General features: G+C 71.2%; 19 protein-coding genes. 16 read left to right on the top strand and 3 right to left on the bottom strand.

Annotated elements, in window-relative coordinates:
* Positions 1 to 123: 123 nt before the first annotated feature.
* Positions 124 to 1,221: a substrate-binding domain-containing protein gene (locus tag ACFZDE_RS09860; RefSeq protein ID WP_391199883.1), complete on the bottom strand. Its 1,098-nt coding sequence runs from the start codon at positions 1,219 to 1,221 to the stop codon at positions 124 to 126.
* Between the two features lie 299 nt (positions 1,222 to 1,520).
* Between ACFZDE_RS09860 and ACFZDE_RS09855 the strand changes: the two genes are divergently transcribed.
* From ACFZDE_RS09855 to ACFZDE_RS09805, 11 genes are all read left to right on the top strand, one after another.
* Entirely contained in the window at positions 1,521 to 2,804 is a 1,284-nt protein-coding gene (locus ACFZDE_RS09855) for an extracellular solute-binding protein (protein ID WP_391199080.1), read from the top strand.
* Positions 2,805 to 2,815: 11 nt separating this feature from the next.
* Complete coding sequence (locus ACFZDE_RS09850) at positions 2,816 to 3,799, top strand: ABC transporter permease subunit (protein ID WP_390992574.1); 984 nt, start codon at positions 2,816 to 2,818, stop codon at positions 3,797 to 3,799.
* The gene (locus ACFZDE_RS09845) at positions 3,796 to 4,629 is read left to right on the top strand and encodes an ABC transporter permease subunit (protein ID WP_390992572.1); all 834 of its coding nucleotides are present in this window, start codon (positions 3,796 to 3,798) and stop codon (positions 4,627 to 4,629) included. The genes ACFZDE_RS09850 and ACFZDE_RS09845 overlap by 4 nt, the downstream gene beginning before the upstream one ends.
* Before the next feature lie 42 nt (positions 4,630 to 4,671).
* Positions 4,672 to 6,300 (top strand): alpha-amylase family glycosyl hydrolase, encoded by a 1,629-nt coding sequence (locus tag ACFZDE_RS09840; protein WP_391199077.1) that lies wholly within the window; start codon positions 4,672 to 4,674, stop codon positions 6,298 to 6,300.
* Positions 6,301 to 6,521: 221 nt separating this feature from the next.
* Positions 6,522 to 6,842: a hypothetical protein gene (locus ACFZDE_RS09835; protein WP_391199074.1), complete on the top strand. Its 321-nt coding sequence runs from the start codon at positions 6,522 to 6,524 to the stop codon at positions 6,840 to 6,842.
* A gap of 209 nt (positions 6,843 to 7,051) precedes the next feature.
* Entirely contained in the window at positions 7,052 to 7,237 is a 186-nt protein-coding gene (locus ACFZDE_RS09830; RefSeq protein WP_390992565.1) for a hypothetical protein, read from the top strand.
* 53 nt (positions 7,238 to 7,290) lie between these two features.
* Entirely contained in the window at positions 7,291 to 8,055 is a 765-nt protein-coding gene (gene thyX, locus ACFZDE_RS09825) for an FAD-dependent thymidylate synthase (protein ID WP_390992562.1), read from the top strand.
* A gap of 19 nt (positions 8,056 to 8,074) precedes the next feature.
* Positions 8,075 to 8,635, top strand: coding sequence for a TIGR00730 family Rossman fold protein (locus tag ACFZDE_RS09820; protein ID WP_390992560.1), 561 nt, complete (start codon positions 8,075 to 8,077; stop codon positions 8,633 to 8,635).
* 40 nt (positions 8,636 to 8,675) lie between these two features.
* Positions 8,676 to 9,725 (top strand): 2-oxoglutarate and iron-dependent oxygenase domain-containing protein, encoded by a 1,050-nt coding sequence (locus ACFZDE_RS09815; protein ID WP_391199071.1) that lies wholly within the window; start codon positions 8,676 to 8,678, stop codon positions 9,723 to 9,725.
* Positions 9,726 to 9,778: 53 nt separating this feature from the next.
* Entirely contained in the window at positions 9,779 to 11,014 is a 1,236-nt protein-coding gene (locus tag ACFZDE_RS09810; protein WP_391199068.1) for an ATP-grasp domain-containing protein, read from the top strand.
* Between the two features lie 104 nt (positions 11,015 to 11,118).
* The gene (locus ACFZDE_RS09805) at positions 11,119 to 12,585 is read left to right on the top strand and encodes a solute carrier family 23 protein (RefSeq protein WP_391199065.1); all 1,467 of its coding nucleotides are present in this window, start codon (positions 11,119 to 11,121) and stop codon (positions 12,583 to 12,585) included.
* 356 nt (positions 12,586 to 12,941) lie between these two features.
* Here ACFZDE_RS09805 and ACFZDE_RS09800 read toward each other — a convergent pair whose 3' ends face one another.
* Together ACFZDE_RS09800 and ACFZDE_RS09795 are read right to left on the bottom strand one after the other, a co-directional pair.
* Complete coding sequence (locus ACFZDE_RS09800; protein ID WP_391199063.1) at positions 12,942 to 13,973, bottom strand: LuxR family transcriptional regulator; 1,032 nt, start codon at positions 13,971 to 13,973, stop codon at positions 12,942 to 12,944.
* A 130-nt stretch (positions 13,974 to 14,103) separates the two neighbouring features.
* Positions 14,104 to 15,228, bottom strand: coding sequence for a LuxR C-terminal-related transcriptional regulator (locus ACFZDE_RS09795; protein WP_391199060.1), 1,125 nt, complete (start codon positions 15,226 to 15,228; stop codon positions 14,104 to 14,106).
* Between the two features lie 140 nt (positions 15,229 to 15,368).
* Between ACFZDE_RS09795 and ACFZDE_RS09790 the strand changes: the two genes are divergently transcribed.
* From ACFZDE_RS09790 to ACFZDE_RS09770, 5 genes are read left to right on the top strand one after another with little or no spacing between them, the layout of a single operon-like run.
* Positions 15,369 to 16,652: an ATP-grasp domain-containing protein gene (locus ACFZDE_RS09790; RefSeq protein WP_391199058.1), complete on the top strand. Its 1,284-nt coding sequence runs from the start codon at positions 15,369 to 15,371 to the stop codon at positions 16,650 to 16,652.
* Between the two features lies 1 nt (position 16,653).
* Entirely contained in the window at positions 16,654 to 17,889 is a 1,236-nt protein-coding gene (locus ACFZDE_RS09785; RefSeq protein ID WP_391199054.1) for an MFS transporter, read from the top strand.
* A 57-nt stretch (positions 17,890 to 17,946) separates the two neighbouring features.
* Positions 17,947 to 19,206, top strand: coding sequence for an ATP-grasp domain-containing protein (locus ACFZDE_RS09780; protein ID WP_390992539.1), 1,260 nt, complete (start codon positions 17,947 to 17,949; stop codon positions 19,204 to 19,206).
* A gap of 2 nt (positions 19,207 to 19,208) precedes the next feature.
* Positions 19,209 to 20,456, top strand: a complete 1,248-nt coding sequence (locus ACFZDE_RS09775; RefSeq protein ID WP_391199052.1) for an acetyl-CoA carboxylase biotin carboxylase subunit family protein — start codon at positions 19,209 to 19,211, stop codon at positions 20,454 to 20,456.
* A 5-nt stretch (positions 20,457 to 20,461) separates the two neighbouring features.
* Positions 20,462 to 20,893: a TIGR03618 family F420-dependent PPOX class oxidoreductase gene (locus tag ACFZDE_RS09770; RefSeq protein ID WP_390993917.1), complete on the top strand. Its 432-nt coding sequence runs from the start codon at positions 20,462 to 20,464 to the stop codon at positions 20,891 to 20,893.
* Positions 20,894 to 20,919 lie beyond the last annotated feature (26 nt).

The raw sequence follows: 20,919 nt of genomic DNA, 5'->3' as shown, positions 1-20,919 counted from the left end.
ACCATGCGCGCTGTCCCCCCTCGCCCGCCGCTGAACTCCGGCTTGACGGAATACTCACACGCGGGCCGGGGCCGTTTCATTGCCGTGTTCCGGCAGTTTTCGCGGGCGTTTGATGCCGGGCTCCTACGCGCTCTCCCCCGGGGCCTGATCGGCCGGTTCGGGCGCGGGTGCCGTCGTTCCCCGGGGGATGACGTGCGTCGGCAGGACGATGTGGCGCTCGGCGTCGCCGCCCGGGCCCCCCGCGTCGCCCGTGCCCGAGCCACCCGCGCCGCCCGAGCCCCCCGCCTCGCCTGTGCCGCCCGCGTCGTCGATGAGTTTCAGGGCCAGCTCCCCCGCCAGCCGGCCCATCTGTGAGGGCGACTGGGCCACCGTCGACAGGTCGAACCAGTCCGCCAGCGGCTGGTCGTCGAAGCCCAGGACGGAGATCTGCTCGGGCACCGCGATCCGGGTCCTGCGCAGGTTCCAGACGAGGGCGACGGCGACCTCGTCCTGCTCGGCGAAGATCGCGGTCGGCGGCTCGCGCAGGCTCAGCAGGGTGCCGAGGGCTTCGGCGGCGGCGCGCTTGCTGCCCGTCCTGGTGGACACCACCAGGTCGTCGTCGAGCGGCACACCCGCCTCGGTGAGCGCCTGCTGGTAGCCCAGCAGGCGTTCGTTGGAGCTGAAGGTGAAGCCGCTCGCACCCTCGGTGGGCACGAAGGCGATGCGCCGGTGGCCGAGGTTGAGCAGGTGCCGGGTGCCGTGCAGGGCGCCGGCGACGTCGTCGACGTAGACGCTCGGGCGTCCGTCGACGTGCTGGCTGACGTAGATCACCGGCATGCCGAGGTCGTCCAGCCGGGCCGTCTCCTCCTCGGTGAGGTCGAAGGAGAACACCAGCAGGGCGTCGGCGTTGCGGCGGGCCGGGAGGGTCTCGAAGAACGCGGTGCGCTCGGTCAGGTCCGGGATCTCGTAGACGTTCAGTTGCAGGCCCGCCGCCCGCAGCAGCGGGGCGAGGCTGGACAGCGCGGAGCCCGTGAACCACGAGTTGAGCGTCGGGACCATCACGGCGACCGTGCCGGTCCTGCCCGTGACCAGGCTCGCGGCCTGGCGGGAGACCGCGAAGTCGATCTCGCGCGCGGCTTTCTCGACCCGGGCGCGCACCTCCGGCGAGACCGTGGACAGGCCGCGCAGCGTGCGGGAGACGGTGGAGGTGGAGACCCCGGCCCGTTCGGCGACGTCGGCCATCGTGGGGTGCCGTTGAGCTGGAGGCATGAGCGGACGTTAGCACAGGGATTCGCTCTCCGGCCCGGCTTCGTGACAGCGCTTTCACCAGGTCTCACTCGTGCTCCCGCATCGATTACCGCCGCGTAACGCATTGACTTCGACTCTGCCCCGCCCCTAGCTTGCAAACGTTGTCCCGACAGGGGTCATCGGTAAGCCAGTGAGTCCTCAGCAACCGGTTTGACCTGCATGTTCACCGAATGATGGCCGTGACAACGCAGTCTCACCACACCTGACACGGTTCCGCACGACCAGGAGAGACAGTGACGACCAGAACCACCAGCAGAGCAGCCGCACTGTCCGCGGCCGGGCTCCTTCTCACCGCCTGCGGCTCCTCCGGGGGTGGCTCCGGGCAGGCCGGGCCGCCGTCGTTCGAAGGGCGCGGTCCCATCACCTACGTGGCCGGCAAGGACACCACCGGCACCGTCCAGCCGATGCTCGACCGCTGGAACCGGGCGCACCCGAAGGAGAAGGTCACCTTCATCCAGCTGCCGACCGACCCGGACGCGCAGCGGCAGCAGATGATCCAGAACGCGGAGACGAAGTCCGACGCCTACACGGTGCTGTCCCTGGACGCCGTGTGGACCTCGGAGTTCGCCGCCCACCGGTGGATCGACCGGCTGCCCGAGAAGCGGTTCCCGCTGGGGAGGATGCTGAAGCCGGTGGTGGAGACCGCGCGCTACCGCGACGGTCTGTACGCGGTACCGGGCAGCTCGGACGGCGGCCTGCTCTACTACCGCACCGACCTGCTGAAGAAGGCGGGCGTCGCCCGGCCCCCCACCACCTGGGCGCAGATGACCGCCGCCTGCGCCAAGGTGAAGAAGCTGTCCGAGGCGCAGGGCATGTCCTGCTACGCGGGGCAGTTCCAGAAGTACGAGGGCCTGACGGTGAACTTCGCCGAGGCGGTGAACTCCGCGGGCGGCACCGTCACCGACGACAGCGGCACGCCGCACGTCGACACCCCCGAGGCGAAGAAGGGCCTGGACTTCCTCGCCGGTTCCTTCGAGGACGGCACCATCCCGAAGGAGGCCATCACCTACCTGGAGGAGGACGGACGGCAGGCCTTCCAGTCCGGCAAGCTCGTGTTCCTGCGCAACTGGCCCTACGCGTACGCCCTGGCGCAGAAGAGCGGCATCAAGGACAAGTTCGCCGTCGCGCCCCTGCCCGGCCTGACCGGGCCCGGCTCCTCCAGTCTCGGCGGCCACAACATGGCCGTCTCCACCACCGCCCGGAACAAGGCGACGGCCCTGGACTTCATCGCCTTCATGTCCAGCGAGGAGAACACCAGGACCTTCCTGGAGAACGCCTCCGTGGCCCCGCCGTACGCCTCCCTCTACGACGACAAGGCGCTCATCGGGCGGTACCCGTACCTGCCGGTGCTCAAGGAGTCCGTCCTGCGGGCCGTCCCGCGCCCCCGGGTGGTGCAGTACGGCGACGTCACGTCGGCGATCCAGCAGGAGACGTACGCCGCGCTGAGCGGGGAGAAGAGCAGCGCGCAGGCGCTTAAGGACCTGCAGAAGGCGCTGAAGAAGGCGGTGGCGCCGTGAGGGCCGGGGTCATGAGCGGGACCGCCGTACCGGCCGAGGTCCGGAGCGAACCGCGGCCGGGGCCGAAGCGGGGCCGGGCGACGGCGGGTGCGGGGCGGCTGGCCGGGCTGCTCGTCTCCCCCACGCTGCTGGTGCTGACCGTCGTCGTGCTCTACCCGACGCTCATGGCGCTCAAGGAGTCGCTGTACGGGCCGAGAGGGCTGGACCCGGCGACCGGGTTCATCAGCGACACCGAGCCGTTCGTAGGGCTGCGCAACTACGCCGAGATCTTCGGCGAGGCCGGGGCGCGCTTCTGGAACGCCTTCTGGAACACCACGTTCTTCACCGTCGTCACCGTCGGCCTGGAGACCGTGATCGGTGTGGCCATGGCGCTGATCATGCACCGGGCGTTCAGGGGCCGGGCGCTGGTGCGGGCCGGGATCCTGGTGCCCTGGGCGGTGCCGACGGCCATCTCCGGGCTGCTGTGGCGGTGGATCTTCAACAGCGACGGCGTCGCCAACGCGCTGCTCGGGCAGCAGATCCTGTGGACCACCGAGGGCTTCCACGCCAAGGTCGCCGTGATCGTCGCCGAGGTGTGGAAGACGGCGCCGTTCATCGGGCTGCTGGTGCTGGCCGGTCTCCAGGTGATCCCCAAGGAGGTGTACGAGGCGGCCCGGATGGACGGGGCGCGGCCGGTGCGGCAGTTCTGGCACATCACCCTGCCGCTGGTGAAACCGGCGCTGCTGGTGGCGGTGCTGTTCCGCTGCATGGACGCGCTGCGGATGTTCGACCTGCCCTACATCCTCGTCGGCGCGCAGAAGCACTCCGTGGAAACGCTGTCGATGCTCGCGCAGAACGAGGCGTCCAACGTCCGCTTCGGACCGGCCTCCGCCTACGCGGTGATCCTCTTCCTCTATGTGTTCCTGATCGCGCTGGCGTTCGTCCGGCTGCTCGGGGCCGATCTCGTCGGCGGCGGGACCGGCGGAAGGCGCCGTCGCAAGGGGGTGGCGGCATGAGGCTCACGGTCGACTGGCGGCGGTGGCTGTCGTACGCGGGGATCGCCGCGGTGGTGGCCTACTGTCTGGCCCCCTTCTACTGGATGCTGGTCTCCAGCCTGCGCCGCACCAGCGACATCTTCGACACCTCGCTCGTGCCGTCCCCGGTGTCCTTCGAGAACTACCGGGCCGTGTTCGACCCGGCGCAGGGCTTCGGGCGGGCGCTGCTCAACAGCCTGATCGTCGCCGGGATCACGACCGCCGCGGCGCTGGTGCTGGCCACGTTCACCGCGTACGCCATGGCCCGGCTGGAGTTCCGCGGCAAGCGGCTGATCCTGACCCTGATCATCGCCACCTCGATGTTCCCGGTGGTGTCGATCGTGGTGCCGCTGCTGAAGCTGTTCACGGACATCGGCTGGATCAACACCTACCAGTCGATGATCGTGCCGAGCATGTCGTTCGCGCTGCCACTGGCGGTGTGGAACCTGACCACGTTCTTCCGGCAGATGCCGGACGAGCTGGAGCACGCCGCGATGGTCGACGGCTGCACCCGCGGTCAGGCCTTCCGCAGGGTCATCGTGCCGCTGGCCGCGCCGGGCATCTTCACCACGGCGATCATCACGTTCATCTGCGCCTGGAACGAGTTCCTCATCGCCCTGTCGATGACCAACAAGCCCGGCATGCAGACCGCCACGGTCGCCATCTCCAAGTTCACCGGCGCGACGACCTACGAGACGCCGTTCGGCAGCCAGATGGCCGCCGGTGTCCTGGTCACCGTCCCGCTGGTCGTCATGGTGCTGCTCTTCCAGCGCCGGATCGTCGCCGGGCTCACCGCCGGTGCGGCCAAGTAGCCCCGTTTCTCTCGTAGTTCCGCCCGTCTCAGAAGGAGCCTCGTGTCCCCCACCGCACCCTGGTGGCGCAGTGCCGTCATCTACCAGGTCTACATCCGCAGCTTCGCCGACGGCAACGGCGACGGGGTCGGCGACATCGCCGGCCTGCGTTCCCGCCTGCCGTATCTGAAGTCGCTGGGCGTGGACGCCGTCTGGATCAACCCCTGGTACAAGTCGCCGATGGCCGACCACGGTTACGACGTCGCCGACTTCCGGGAGATCGACCCGCTGTTCGGCACCCTCGACGACGCCGAGCGGCTCATCGAGGAGGCGCACGAGCTGGGGATCCGGGTGATCCCCGACATCGTGCCGAACCACACCTCCGACCGGCACGCCTGGTTCCGGGCGGCGCTGGAGGCGGGCCCCGGCAGCCCCGAGCGCGAGCGCTATGTCTTCCGGTCCGGGCGCGGACCCGACGGGGACCGGCCGCCGAACGACTGGGTGTCCTGCTTCGGCGGCCCGGCCTGGACCCGGCTGCCCGACGGGGAGTGGTACCTGCACCTGTTCGCGCCCGAGCAGCCCGACCTGAACTGGGAACACCCCGAGGTGCGGGCCGAGTTCGAGTCGATCCTGCGGTTCTGGTTCGCCCGGGGCGTCGACGGTTTCCGTATCGACGTCGCCCACGGGCTGATCAAGCACCCGGAGCTGCCCGACCTGCCGCCACGCCGGGACCCCGACGACGAGGGGCCCCGCCCCCACCTGGACCATCCGCACTGGGACCGCGACGAGGTGCACGCGATCTACCGGTCCTGGCGCAAGGTCGCCGACGAGTTCCCCGGCGACCGCTCCTTCGTCGCCGAGGCGTGGGCGGACACCCCCGAACGGCTCGCGGCGTACGTCCGCCCCGACGGGCTGCACACCGCCTTCAACTTCGACTTCCTGATGTCGAGCTGGAACCCGAAGGAACTGCGCTCGGTCATCGACGGCTCGCTCTCCATGCTCGGCGCGGTGGGCGCACCCGCCACCTGGGTGCTGTCCAACCACGACGTCATGCGCCACCCCAGCCGCTACGGCCGCCGCACGGCCAGGCGCTGGGTGGCCAACGAGAGCTACCGGCCCGACGGGCACCTGGACTTCGCCCTCGGCACCCGGCGGGCCCGGGCCGCCGCCCTGCTGATGCTGGCCCTGCCCGGCGGCGCCTACGTCTACCAAGGCGAGGAACTGGGCCTGCCCGAGGTCGAGGACCTGCCCGAGTCCGTCCTCCAGGACCCCACCTGGGAGCGATCCGGCCACACCGACCGCGGCCGCGACGGCTGCCGTGTCCCGATCCCCTGGTCGGGCCGCACCGCGCCCTACGGCTTCGGCACGGGCGAGCCCTGGCTGCCCCAGCCGGACTCCTGGGCGGATCACACCGTGGAGCGGCAGACGGGCGACCCGGACTCGATGCTGGAGCTGTACAGGGAGGCCCTGCGAATCCGGCGTGGCCATCCCGCCCTCGGGGACGGCGCGATGACCTGGCTGGACGCGCCGGAAGGGGTGCTGGCCTTCGCCCGTGAACCCGGGCTGGTCTGCGTGGTCAACCTCTCGGCCGAGCCGTACGACCTGCCGGCGCACTCGGCCGTGCTGCTGGCCTCGGGCCCACTCCAGGACGGCCGGCTGGAGACGGACCGGGCGGTGTGGCTGGCGGTCTGACCGCGCCGGGCGGCTCGGTCCGAGAGTGCGGGCGGCACGGTCCGAGAGTGCCGGGCGGCACGGTCCCAGAGTGCGGGCGGCTCGGTCCGAGAGTGCCGGGCGCCGCCCTGCACAACCCTGCACTGCACGCCTATGACCCTTCCGGGCGCACGGTATGCGCCAGCACAGTCGTGTCGATTCTGCGTCCAGCCCCCGTACGAACGACTTCGAGGAAGGCCCGTATGCGAACCGAGTTGGACACTCCCCAGCAGACCCTCAGCGCGGCCGCCCTGCTGCAGGGCGCCCGCAGTGCCGTGGAGCAGAGCTACCCCTGCGACGACTCGCTCGCCCGGGCCGCGCTGCATCTCATCGAGTGCGCCACGGATGTCGTGGTGCGGCTGCCCGAGCGCGATCTGGCCGCCGCCCGGGACGCGGTGGGCGCGGCCCGGGCGGCCGTGGTGACGGCGACCGTGGCCGTGCGTGAGATCCACGACCGGGAGCGCGGCGTGCAGGTCGCCGCCCCCGCCGGCCCCGGAAGGGTGGTCTGCGGACTCGACCGATAGGCGTTGTATTCAACGAAGTTGCCCCGTCGCCGGGGAGCGGTTCTCAGCCGCCGGCGACGGGGCTCTTCGCATATGCCGGAAGGTTCCTGCAAGGGATTCCCACCTTCGCACTGCACAAGTGTGACCTTATTGCGGAGCAGTCACGTCCGAAGAATGGACATTGCGAGCGGGGGAGCCGCTCAAAACACCGGACGAGAAAGAGGAACGAAATGCTCCGCACGATCTCCCTTCACCTGGCCGCCACCCGCGCCCGCGGTCTGCGCACCCTGACCGCCGTGGCCGCCGCCGGCCTCCTCGCCGCCGTCGCCGTCCCCGCGGTCACCGGTCCGGCCGGTGCCCCCGCCGCCACCACGGTCGTCGCGGGCGAGTCGCCCGACGACCACGGCTGGGACTGACCCACACGTCCGCAGCCCATCGACAGCAAGCCAGGTCAACGGAGGGAAACGCAATGACGATCAGCCCGGCCATCGAAACCGCCCCCGACGAGAGCGCGGTCCTCGCCCCCGAGATCGAGCTGCGCAGCGAGATCACGGTCGAGCTCGTCGATCACACCGCGTCCGACCTCGGCGTGGTCCGCGCGGCACGCGTGTCGACGGCCGGCGAGGAGGCGCACCGCGAGGAACGCGGCGACGATTACATAGGCGGCCTCATCCGATATCTCATGCGCAGCCGCCACGGCAGCCCTTTCGAGCACAACTCCATGACTTTCCTGGTGCACGCGCCGATTTTCACGATCCGGCACATGATGCGGCACCGAATGTGGTCCTTCAACGAGGAGAGTGCCCGTTACAAGGACCTGAAGAGCGTGTTTTACGTACCGGACCGCGAGCGTGCCCTGAAGCAGATCGGCAAGCCGGGCCACTACCAGTACGTGCCGGGCGACGAGCAGGACTACGACCTGGTGAGCACCGCCACGAGTGAGGCGTACCGCGCCGCGTTCCGCGAGTACCAGCGGATGCTGGACGCCGGCATCGCCCGCGAACTGGCCCGTGTGGTGCTCCCGGTGGCGACGTACTCCACCGTCTACGCGACCTGCAACGCCCGTTCCCTGATGCATTTCCTGGGCCTGCGCACCAACCGCGCCGACGCCGCGTACATCTCGCACCCGCAGCGCGAGATCGAGGTCGTGGCCGAGCAGATGGAGGAGCAGTTCGCCCGTCTGATGCCGCTGACCCACGAGGCGTTCGAGAAGTTCGGCCGGGTCAGCCCCTGACCCGGAGGGGGTCCCTGCCATGCGTATCACCGTCTACGCGGGATCGGCCCTGGGCAACCGGCCGGTCTACCGGGAAGCGGCGGCCGTGTTCGCCAAGGAGATGGTCGCCGCCGGCCACGAGATCGTCTACGGCGGCGGAGCGGCGGGCCTCATGGGTGTGGTCGCCGACTCCGCGCTGGCCGCCGGCGGCCGGGTCACCGGCGTCATGCCGACCCATCTCGTCGACGCCGAGGTCGCCCACCGGGGCCTGACCGAACTGCACGTCGTCGACACCATGCACCAGCGCAAGCAGCTCATGGCCGACCTCGGGGACGCGTTCATCGCGCTGCCGGGCGGGGTGGGCACCGCCGAGGAGATCCTCGAGGTGTGGGCCTGGCTGGTGCTCGGCACCCACCACAAGCCCGTCACGCTGCTGAACGTCGAGGGCTACTGGGACCGGCTGCTGCGCATGACCTGCCGTATGTCCCTCAGCGGCTTCCTGCGCGAGGAGGAGCTCGGCAGCCTCGCGCCCGTCGCGGACGCGGCCGAGTTCCTCCGCCTCGTGCGGGACTGGGAGCCCCCGCCGCCGCGCTGGGGCTGACCGACACCCTTCGCCAGGGCTGAAATCGAGAGTAGGAGCGATGTCGCTACTGAATGCTGAGAGCGCGGTCGGCCGGACCGCCGAGGTGACCGTGGTCGAGGGCTACGTCCCGGTGATCGACCTGAGTTCGGCGCGGTCGTCGGCCGCGGCGGACCGCCGGCTCGGCGCCGTGATCGACGAGGTCTGCCGCACCAGCGGTTTCCTCGTGATCGTCGGGCACGGGGTGCCGCAGGACGCCATCCGGGACATGTACCGGGCCACTCGCGAGTTCTTCGCGCTGCCCGCCGAGGAGAAGGCGAAGCTGCTGGCGGTCCCGGAGGACCCGCTGATGCGCGGCTTCGGCCGCAAGGGCAGTCTCGCCGCCTCCAACTCCGACGCCGAGGTGGAGCGCGAGCGCAGCCTGCCCGACGTCTCGGAGACCTTCACGATCAACCGGCTCGGTGAGCCGGACGGCCAGGACCGTCTGCCCTCCGACGCCGACCCGGCGCTGGCCACCCCGAACCGCTGGCCCGAGCTGCCCGGCTTCGCCGAGGCGTACCGGTCGTACTACGGGGCGATGGAGGTCCTGGCCGCCGACATCATGCGGCTGTTCGCGCTCGCCCTCGACCTGCCCGAGGACTGGTTCGACGACAAGATCGACCGGCACATGACGAACCTGACGGCCAACTACTACCCCCGGCAGACCGTGGCGCCGGCCCCGGGCCAGCTGCGTAAGGGCATCCACAGCGACTGGGGAAGCCTGACGATCCTGTACCAGGACGACGGCCCCGGCGGCCTCCAGGTCCTGGACAAGAACGGCGACTGGCTCGACGTGCCGTACATCGAGGGCTCGTTCGTGGTCAACATCGGCGACCTGATGGCCATCTGGACCAACAACCGCTGGGTGAGCACGGTCCACCGGGTGGTGAACCCGCCGCGCGAACTGGCCGACAGGGAACGGTATTCGGTGCCGTTCTTCCACCAGCCGTCCTACGCTGCGCTGATCGAGTGCATCCCCACCTGTACCGGGCCGGACAACCCGCCCAGGCACGCGTCGGTACGGTCCGGCGACTACATCACCGGGAAGTTCAGCAGGGCGTACGGCGGTTGACGGTGGAGCCCGCACGCCCGGCGGTGGTACCGGTGAGAGCAAGGTGAGATGACGTGGCCAGAGCAGCTCTGCTTCTCGGCGTCGAGAACACGGCGGCCGAGTGCATCGTGCGGGCGGCGCGACGCCTCGATGTGAGCGTGCACGCCGCGACACACCGGGACCTGTACCAGCGGTGCCGTCCCGGGACCCGCGGCGAGCTGGGCGGGGTGGTCTTCACGGACTTCCGCTCCGCCGACCAGGCCGTCGACCAACTCGCCGACTACTGCGACCGGCAGGGCATCGGGGCGGTGGCGGTCAGCGGGGCGCAGTTCTCGCCGCTGGCCGCCGCCCTCGCCGTACGGCTGGGCGCGCCGGGGCACTCCGTGAGCCTGGCGGCGGCCAGCCGTCACAAGTGGCAGATGGCGCAGGCGTTGCAGCGGAGCGGGGTGCCCAGCGCGCGCACCGTCGCCCTGGTCTCCTTCGAGGCCGCCGAGCAGCGCCTGGCCGCGGCCGGCCTGGACTACCCCGTGGTGGTCAAGCCGGTGGAGAACACCGGGTCGGTGGGCGTGAGCGTGATGGACGGACCCGGGGAGCTCCGGCCGGCCCTGCGCCGGGCGCTGAACCACTCCTCGGACGCTACCTACGGCCTGGCCTACGACACGGTGGCCCTCGCCCAGGAGTATCTGGAGGGCCCGGAGTACAGCATGGTGAGCGTGCTGCACTCGGGGAACTGCACCCACTCGGTGCTGACCCGGAAGTACACGACCGAGGGCCGGGAGCGGGAGGAGACCGGGTACACCGTGCCGCACGGCCTGGACGAGCGGACGGCGGCCCGGGCGGCCGGCACCGTACTGCGGGGTCTGCGGGCGCTCGGGCTGCGGGACGGTATCGCGCACACCGACCTGAAGCTGACGGCGGACGGACCGGTGCTCATCGAGATCGACGCGGGCCCGCCCGACGGGGCCGTGCTCCAGGCGATCCAGCACGCCACCGGGGTCGACCTGGCCGAGGCGTACGTGCAGGCCGTGCTCGGTGAGGAGCCGGCGGCGCGGCCGGTGCGCCCGGGCGCCGCCGCGCTGCGTTTCATCAACACCTCGGCGCACGGCACCTTCCGGGGCCTGAAGGGGCTCGTCCTGAACCCGCATCTGGCCGCCGCGCGTTCCTACGTCGACCCGGGCGAGCTGGTCGGCGGGGCGGCGGCGACGCACACCCGGGTGGGCCATGTGATCGTCACGGCGGACGCTCCGGCGGAGGCCGACCGGCGGGCCGAGGCCGTCATGACACTGGTCGACTGCGACGTGGAGGCCTGAGCCCAGCTCGCACCGGCATCCGGTCGGCGGCGGCCCACCCCCTTTGATTCGTACACCAGTTCGTGGCCGTCGTCGTGCGGCATGACGGAAACCGGAGAGATCCCATGAAGGACACCGAAGGTCCGGCGCACAGAAGGCTGGGCGTGGGGTGGCGGCTGCACGGTGACGGGCGGGCGCCCGGGCCCGGAGCGGCGGTGCTGCCGCACGAGCGTCTGTCCTGGCCCCGCACCCTGGGCCTGGGTGCCCAGCACGTAGTGGCGATGTTCGGGGCGACGTTCGTCTTCCCCGTGGTGATGGGCCTGGACCCGAACCTCGCCATCATGATGTCGGGTGTGGCGACCGTGCTGTTCCTGCTCGTGGTGCAGGGCCGGGTGCCGAGCTATCTGGGCACCAGCGCCTCGTTCGTCGGCGGGGTCGCCGCGATCCGCGCGGCGGGCGGCACCACGGCCGAGGTCACCGGCGCGATCGTCGTCGCGGGCCTGGTCCTCGCGGGTGTCGGGCTGCTCGTCCACCGTATGGGTCCTGGCCTGGTCAACCGGGCGTTCCCGCCCGTGGTGGCCGGTGCGGTGGTGCTGCTGATCGGGCTCAGTCTGGCCCCGGTGGTGGCGGACATCTACTGGCCGCAGGACCAGTGGACGGCGCTCGCCACGATGGGTGTGGTCATCGCGGCGGGCGTGCTGCTGAGCGGCTTCTGGAGCCGGCTCGCCGTGTTCGTCGGACTCGTCTTCGGCTACGTCCTGTCCTGGGTCCTTGACCGGGTGGCCGGCCCCATCACCGCGCCCGGCCCGGACGGCAAGGTCACCACGCACGAGCGGGTGCAGCTGGACTCGGTCGCCTCCGCCGACTGGTTCGGGCTGCCCACCCTGCACTCCCCGTCCTTCAGCATCTCCGCGGCGCTGCTGGTGCTGCCCGGCGTGATCGCGCTGATCGCGGAGAACACCGGGCACGTCAAGGCGGTGGGCGAGATGACCGGCGAGAACCTCGACCCGGTGCTGGGGCGTGCCGTGCTCGGCGACGGCCTGGCCACCGCGGTCTCCGCGGCGGTCGGCGGCCCGCCCACGACGACGTACGCGGAGAACATCGGCGTGATGGCGGCGACCCGGGTCTACTCCACCGCCGCGTACTGGGCGGCCGCGGGCGCGGCCCTGGCGTTCGGGCTCTGCCCCAAGTTCGGCGCGCTGATCGCGGCCACGCCCGGCGGGGTGCTGGGCGGCATCACGGTGGTGCTGTACGGGATGATCGGGCTGCTCGGCGCGAAGATCTGGATCAAGGCGCGGGTGGACTTCTCGGACCCGGTCAACCTGGTCCCGATCGCGGCCGGTTCGGTCCTCGGCATCGGCGGGGTCACGGTCACCCTGGGCGATTTCTCGGTCGGCGGCATCGCACTGGGCACGGTGGTGACGCTGCTGGGCTACCACCTGCTCGCGGCGGGGCGCCGGTGGGGGACGGAGACGCCAGTTCCGGCCGCGGATCCGGTGTCGGAACCGGAGTTCGACCCCGCGTCGGCGTCGACGCCGTCCGCCGGGGCCGACCCGGCACAGCTCCGGCCGACGGCGGGGACCCGACCGTAGAAGCCACGGGCCCCGGCGAAACCGGCCGCCGGCAACGACGCCGTGAACGCGACCGCCCACCGGGAACCGGCCGAGATCCCGCGGGCCGAACCCCTCGCCCCCAGTCGTAGCCCCCCCCCAGTGGTAGCCCCCCCCCCCGGCCGACCGCCGGAAACCGGCCGCATGACCCGTAGCCGACGCCGGAAACCGGCCGCATGAGCTGCGCCCCACCGCCGGAACCGTCGGAGATCGCGCAAGCCGCGTCCATCGTTCGGCGTGGGCGGAGGGTCGCGGGCGGCCGGGGCCGTCTCGGTCGAACCCGTACCCCTCAGGGCCGCGAGCGTCTCTTCGCTCGCGGCCTTCGGTGTGCCCGGGGCTCACAGCCCCGGCATGTCTCCCGGGTCCGTCGAGCGGGCCGCCAGCATGCCCAGTTGGTAGCCGAGCTGGAACCGGGTCTCCGCCTTGAGTTCGGACTTCAGCTTGGCGAGGTGGGTGGCGTAGGCCCGCGTGCTCAAGCCGATCCGCTTGGCGATCGCCGTGTCGCTGTCGCCGTTGATCAGGCAGCGGATGATGGTCTCGCGCAGCACCCCGCTGATGTGGCTGGACTCGTTCGGCGTACGGGAGCCCTCGAAGGGCTTCGCCCGCACCCAGTTGCGCTCGAACACGCCCACGAGGAACCGTACGACGGCCGGCTCCCGGATGATCACCGCCTGGTCGCGTTCGTTGTCGGCCGGGATGAAGGCCACGCTGCGGTCGATGACGATGAGCCGGTCGAACAGCTCGTCCATGGTCCGCACCTGCGCGCCGAGCGCGGTCATGTCGGCCACGTACTGCCGGGTCGGGCTGTCGTGCCAGGCCGTGTGCTGGTACAGGGTGCGGACCTCCACACCCCGGCCGAGCAGCTCGGCCGTCTGGATCCGCACCTTCTCCAGCGTGTCCTTGGGCCGCCCGCCACCGGGCTGCGCGGTGAACAGCTCCTTGGTGGCCTGCTGCACCGACTCGTTGACGATCGCGCTGATCGCGGCCTTGCCCTCGATACGGACGATGGGCTCGCCGTCCTGGGGGCGCGGGCCCCTGCGCGACTCGGCGATCAGTGGCTGCAACAGGTCGGTCAGGCTGCGGGCCTCGTCCAGCATGGTCAGGGCCGTGGACCGCAGCAGCGCCCCGAGCCGGGCCTCCACCACGCCGGGGTCGACGACGGACACCTGCTCGGGTGCGGCCGGATCCTGACTGACCATGCCCATCGCCAACAGCTCGCCGAGCGTGCCCTCGTCGAGGTCGCGGTCCTCCCGGCGGACCGGATCGGTACTGCCGCCCGACTGCCCGTGCCATTCCTTGCGCAGCAACTCGACGTAGGTCGAGCGGGCTTTGGTGCTGGGTATCGGGACCACGGACTTTGCTGGACTCATCGCCAACTCCCCCGGAGTGAGGTCGGTAGTCGCAAACCCGCGAGAGTGTAACCCCTTCCCACCTGTCCGCGTGCAGACAATCGCGCAGCGTAACGCCCGGGCCGTGTTCCGGCGGACCGGCGACTTCCGGTCAGCCCGACGGGTCCACCGTCCGCTCCCCGGGCCCCCCGTGCTCCCCCGGCGTGTCCTCTCCGGCCCCGTCCTCCAGGGGCAGCCCCAGACGCCAGGCGCGGTATCCGGCCTGGAACCTGCTCTCCGCGTCGAGTTCGTCGGTGATGTCCCGCAGATGGCGGCGCAGGGTGCGGGGTGCCATGCCGAGGCGGCGGGCGATCACGTCGTCCTTGAGGCCGGCCGCCATCAGCCGCAGGATGGCCAGTTTCAGATCGTCGGAGGCCAGCCGGTCCTGGGCGCTCTCGCCCTGCTCGGTCAGCCGTCCGCCGTTCACCTCGTCGAGGTCGAAGGGCCGGCCGGACCGCCACAGCGTCTCGAACATCCGGTAGAGGAAGCCCACCACGGTCGGGTCGGTGACGATCGACGCGCCCGGCGGGCGGCCCTCCACCCGGGGCTGCGGAACGAACGCGGTCTCCCGGTCGAAGATGATGACCCGGTCGAACACCTCGGCGGTGGTGCGGATTCGCGCGCCCGCCGCCGACACGGCACGCACATACGTCTGGGTCGTGAGGCTGGCCCGCGCGGTGTGCTGGTAGAGCGTGCGCACCCGCACCCCCCGCTCCAGCATCCCGACGCTCTCGGCGACGATCCCGTGCAGCGTGTTGGGGCTGCGGCCGCCGCCGGGCTGGATGCTGACCATCTCCTCCGTGCACAGCCGGGTCATCGCCGACAGCTCCCGCCGGACCTCGGCGGGGCTGTCCACCTGCCGGAGCCGGTCGGACCTGCGCCCGCTGCGGGAGTGCTCGGCGAACAGCGCGGCCAGCGGCCGGAGTCGGGTGTGCAGCCGGGTCAACTCCCGCTGGCGTTCGCGTATCTCGCGTTCCAGCGGGGCCCGTGCGGTCACCTCGGCGACGGTGGGGTCCACCGCGGTCCACGCGCCGTCCTCGCCGAGCCGCTGAAGCAGACCGTGCCGTGCCAGGTCGTCGAGGGCTATGCTCAACTCCCCTTCGGACATGCTCAGTTCGGCGGCGGCTGCACCGGGGTCATGGAGCGCGCCGTGGCGCAGGGTCCACTCGTAGAGCAGCAGCGAGCCCTGCCGGAGCGCCGGTTCCGGCTCCCGCTGCTGTGTTCCCGAACGCTCCATCGTCGGCTTCCTCTTCCGGTCAGGCCACCTTGGGCCACCGATTATCTCTCCGTTCGGCGCGGGAACGCTGCCAGAATCCTCGTATCGCGCTGCACGAATCGGCATGGCTGTGCGGCCATGGCCCCCCGAAAGGGTGAAGAATGCGCCGAATCGCTTTCCTGCGATCCATCGAGATTCAGCAGACCAAGCCTTATCTCACAAGTCTTGAGTCGCGGTTCGAACGGGAGGGAATAGAAGCCAAGCTCTTTTACACGGACGGCGATTGCGGACCGGAGGACTTTCCGGGTGCGGCCGAGAAGCTGCCCGGTGACATCTCGCCGGCGGAGCTCGCCAAGAAGGTGATCGACTGGTCCGCCGACGGCGTGGTGTCGCTGTCCATAGCGGACGAGAACGCCCTGCGTGACGCGGTGGTGAAGCGGATCCTGGAGCCGGTCGGCATCCCCATGGTCGGCCACGGCCTGGCCGCCGTGCACCTCGCCTCCAACAAGTGGGAGACGAAGGGCCTGCTGCGGGAGCACGGCTTCGACATACCCGGCGGCATCCTCGTCGACAGCGATGTGCTGGCCGGCCGCGGACTGCGGATCCCCGCCTATGTCGACTCCATTCTGATGCAGGCTTCCGACCTCGGATATCCGTTGATCAGCAAGCCGTTGTGGGACTGCATGGGTGTCGGCATGGTGGCGATATCCGACGAGAGTGAACTCCAGGACCATCTGGCCCGGCCGCACGACGGCAATTTCATTCTGGAGCAGTGCGTCTCCGGGGAGATCTGCTCGGTGGAAGTCGTGGGCGCCCACGGCACCTACGTGGTGCAGCCCCGGGTCTGGCAGGGCCCGGCCGAGGCCGGACCGGTCTTCAACTTCGGCCGGCTGCGCTACGCCGCCCCGCGCCCCGAGCACGACGAGGCGTTCGCGCCCGTCGCCGACAAGCTCCGGGCGCTGTGCCGCGCGCTGGACCTTCAGGGCGCCATCGGGATCGACATGATCTACCAGGACGGGCGCTACCGGATCCTGGAGATCAACCCCCGGGTCACCGGCACCACCACGCCCTGCGTCGCCGCCTCCGGCTTCAACACCTACGACTGTCTGCTGTCGATCCTGGACGGCGGCTGGCCCGCGCCCGGCGTGCCGACCGTGGCACCCGTGCGGCAGGTGTGCCTGCAGTTCCCGATCCACGACCCCACACCGGAGTTCGTCCGCGACGCCACGCGCGAGCTGGACGTCGTCCGTACCCAGACACTCACCATCGACGGCGTACGGCACCCCAACATCATCCTCACCTGCGCACTCGACGACCGGGCCGAACTGCCCGGCAGGCTCGCCTCGTTGTGGCGGCGGCACCGGTTCACCGACGAGGCGCTGCTCGCGCAGATCGCCCGGGCGGTGGGAGCCGCCGCGCCCGATCCGACGGAACCGGTTCAGTGACATGAACATGAAAACGTATCGCAAGGTGCTGGCCCATCAGGGCATCGGATCGCTGATGCTCCTGGGCCTGTTCTCCAAGATCGCCGTGGTGGCGATCCCCGTCGTCCTGAACCTCGCGGTCGTCCTCGGCCTGGACCGCGGGTTCGGCGCCGCCGGGCTGGTCATCACGGCCTGGACCGTCGGCGTCGGCATCGGCGGCCCGCTCCAGGGCCGGATGATGGACCGGCACGGGGCCCGCCCGGTGCTGCTGGCCTCGGTCGCCGCCCAGGTGCTGTTCTGGGGCCTGGGCCCGCTGCTGCCCTACGAGGGACTGATCGCCGGCGCGCTCGCGGTCGGGCTGCTCAACCTGCCCGGCTTCGCCCTGGTGCGGCTGCGGCTGGCCGTGGCCATCCCCGACGAGGACCGCAACGCGGCCTTCGCCCTGGACGCCATGACCTCCAACATCTCGTACATGGTCGGCCCCGCCCTCGGCGTCACCGTCGCCACCGCCGTCTCCAGCACGGCCTCCATGCGCGGACTCGGCGTCATCATCAGCCTCGCCGGGATCGGACTCGCCCTGCTCGACCCGGCGGTGAAGGCGACCACGTCCCCGTCCGCCACCGGCGCCCAGCCGCCCAAGCCGACGTTCCGGCAGTGGTTCACGCCCGCCCTGGTGCCCGTCCTCATGGCGACCACCGCCACCACCCTGGCCACCGCCGGGTACGAGACGGCCATCGTCGGCGGACTGCGGCACGCGGGCCAGCTGGAGTTCTCCGGCCTGGTCCTGACCGTCTGCGGGTTCTGCTCGCTGATCGGCGCCCTCGTCTACGGCACCATCAAGCGCCCGCCCGGATTCGCCGTCATCGCCGGCCTGGTCGGCCTCACCACCGTCGTCGGCGGCTTCGCGACCGGCGACTGGCGGCTGCTCTGCCTCGCCATGGTGCTCCCGGCGGCCCTGTGCTCGCCCGCGTTCGCCTCCACCGGCAGCGCGGCCAGCGCCCTCGCCCCGGAAGGCTCCCGCGGCGTCGTCATGGGCTGCTACAGCGCCGCCCTCACCGTCGGCAACAGCGCAGGACCCGCCCTGTCCGGCGCGGTCCAGGACTCCGCCGGGCCCCGCTGGGCCTTCGTGGTCATCGGCCTGGCCGGTGCCGCCCTGTCCGCCCTCGCCCTCACCGGGCACCTCTGGCTCGGCCGCCGCCCCACCGCGAGCACCGAGACCGAACCGGACCACGCGGCCCTGGCCGAAGCGAAGGCCTGAGCCGCCGCACGGCCGCCCGCCCCACCTCACAACCCCCTGACGCATCAAGGAGCAGTGATGAGCACCAAGGGTCATGTCGTCCTCGTCGACGCCTTCGGCACGGCGCGGTTCTACCCGCCGGAGTTCCGCGACGCCGGCTACGAGTGCGTGCGCGTGCAGAGCACCCCCGAACCGCCGGCGGCCTTCGCCGCCACGCTCGACCTGTCCCTCTACGCGGACAACATCGTCCACCACGGGGACTTCGAGGACACCCTGCGCCGGGTGAGCGCCTACGAGCCGGTCGCCGTCATGGCCGGGCACGAGTACGGCGTCGAGTTCGCCGACCGGCTCAGTGAGGCGCTGGGCCTGCCCACCGCCAACGGCACCGCCCTCAGCAAGGCCCGCCGCGACAAGTTCACGATGATCGAGACGATCAAGGCGGCCGGGCTGCGCGGCGCCCGCCAGCTGCTGGCCACCAGCGCCGACGAACTGGAGGCCTGGCACCGGGAGCACGGCGGCCGCGTCGTCGTGAAGCCCCTGTCCAGCGCCGGCAACGACGGCATCCGGTTCTGCGACACCCCGCAGGACAGCGCCGCCGCGTTCCTCGAACTCACCGGCGCCGACAACCTGTTCTCGCAGCGCAACGAGGGCGTCGTCGCCCAGGAGTACCTCTACGGCGGCGAGTACATGATCAACACCGTCAGCCGGGACGGCCGCCACCACGTCACCGACATCATCGCCACCACCCGCATCTCGGTGAACGGCGTGCACGACATCTCCAACTCCGTCTACCTGCTGCCCCGTCGCGGCGACGTGCAGGACCGGCTGGTCCCGTACGCGCTGAGCGTCCTGGACGCCCTCGGCGTGCGGCACGGCCCGGCGCACATCGAGCTGAAGCTGACCCCCGAGGGGCCGGTGCTGATCGAGATGGGCGCCCGGATCTGCGGCGGCGACCTGCCGTACTACGTCCGCAAGGCCACCGGCGAGTCCCCCTTCGACTGGGCCGCCGACGCCTACGTCCGCCCCGAGCGCTTCCGGGCCCGGCACGCCCAGGACTACACGATCAAGCAGCACTTCGCCTCCGTCGGCCTGGTCTCCCCGGTCCGCGGCCGCCTCGCCGGACTGCGCCACATCGAGGAGATCAAGAAGCTGGAGAGCTTCTACGACTTCTCGCAGTTCGTCCCCGTCGGCGGCGAGATCGTGCCCACCACCTGCGACTTCACCTACGTCGGCTTCGTCCGGCTCTTCCACGAGATGGAGGAGGTCGTGATGCGCGACATCGGCACCATCCACTACCTCGACGGCGAGGGCATGTACGAGCTGGCCGGACAGGAGTGAGCATGTCCGGCGACCGGAAGCCGCACCTCGTCGTCATCAACCGGTGGCGCGAGAGCTACGCCCGCTACGCGGCGTACGTGGACCACACCACCCATCACGTCTCGTACATCACCACCGAGGTCGGCCTGTCCTCGGTACCCGAGGCCGCCGTCGACACCGTCCTGGTCGAGCGCACCGACGACCTGGACGCCGTACGCGCCGCGACCCGGCTGCTCGCCGCCCGGTACGGGCCGCCGCAGGGCATCGTCACCCTCAAGGAGGACGACCTGCTGGTCGCGGCGGCCCTGCGCGAGGAGTGGGACTGCCCGGGCCCGCGCACGGCGTTCCTGGAGCCGTTCCGCGACAAGTTCCTGATGGCCACCGCGGTCGCCGAAGCCGGTCTCGACGTACCGGACTTCGCCCTCGCGCCCGACGCCCGGAGCGTCCTGGACTTCGGCCGGGAGCACGGCTGGCCGCTCGTGGTGAAGCCCACCCGGGGCAGTTGCAGCGAGGGCGTCGTACGCCTCGACGGGCCCGAGGACGTGCCCCGGCTGGACTTCACCGGCGACCCGCTGCTCGTGCAGCGCTTCCAGGCGGGCCGGATCTACCACGTCGACGGCGTCTTCACCGGCTCCGAGCTGCTGCACTGGACCGCGTCCCGGTACGTCAACACCTGCCTGGGCTTTCGCACCGGCAACTTCCTCGGCTCGGTCGAGGAGGACGACGACACCGTCCTCGCGGCGATCGGCGCCTACGCCGTCGAGGCGCTGAAGGCCCTCACCGGGCAGGCGACCGTCTTCCATCTGGAGGTGTTCGTCGACACCGTCGCGGGCCGGCCGCACGTCAGCTTCCTGGAGGTCGGGGCGCGGGTCGGCGGCGCCGAGATCGCCTTCGTGTGGCGCGAGGTGCACGACTACGACCTGATGCACGCGGCCTTCCGCTTCCAGCTGGGCCGCCCCCTGCCGCCCGGATCGCCCAAGCCGGAGCGCGAGTTCGGCGGCTACCTCCTGATCCCGGCCCCGGCCGCGCGCCCCTGCCGCATCACCGAGGTGACGCCGATGACCGGCCGCACCCCCGGCCCCTACGCCGAGGCCCTGCTCGGCGTGGGCGAGGTGCTGCCGCTCGCGGACGCCTACTACGAGCACGTCGGCGGACGGTTCCGCTTCCGCGGGCGCGCCAGCGGGGAGGTGGAGGCCGCGCTGAAGGAGACGGCCACCGCGTTCCGGGTGTCGGCGGTGGCGATGCCGGCGGCGGAGACGGTCGCCGCGTGAGGCCGATGACCGAGGAGCAGTGGCGGCCGTTCGTCCTCACCGGCACCCGCACGGGCAAGCTGGCGACCCACCGCGAGGACGGGCGCCCCCACGTCACCCCGGTCTGGTTCCTCCTGGACGACACCCCCGAGGCCGGGACACAGCTGCTGTTCACCACCTGGCACGCCTCCCTCAAGGCCAGGGCGCTGCGGCGCTCCCCGCGGTTCGCGCTGTGCGTGGACGACCAGGAGCCGCCGTACGGGTACGTGATGCTCGACTGCACGGCGCGGCTCACCGACGACCCCGGGGAGCTGCGCCACTGGGCCACCCGGATCGGCGCCCGCTACATGGGCGAGGACCTGGCCGAGCGGTACGGGGAGCGCAACTCGGTGCCCGGGGAGTACCTGGTGCGGGCGACGGTGCACGGGGTGGTGGGCTTCAGCGGGATAGCGGAGTAGCGCCGGTGCCTCCAGCGGGATCGCCG

Origin of the sequence: Streptomyces sp. NPDC007929 (assembly GCF_042959065.1) — a bacterium.
Lineage (GTDB): Bacteria > Actinomycetota > Actinomycetes > Streptomycetales > Streptomycetaceae > Streptomyces.
This window is presented reverse-complemented; position numbering and strand designations above follow the sequence as displayed.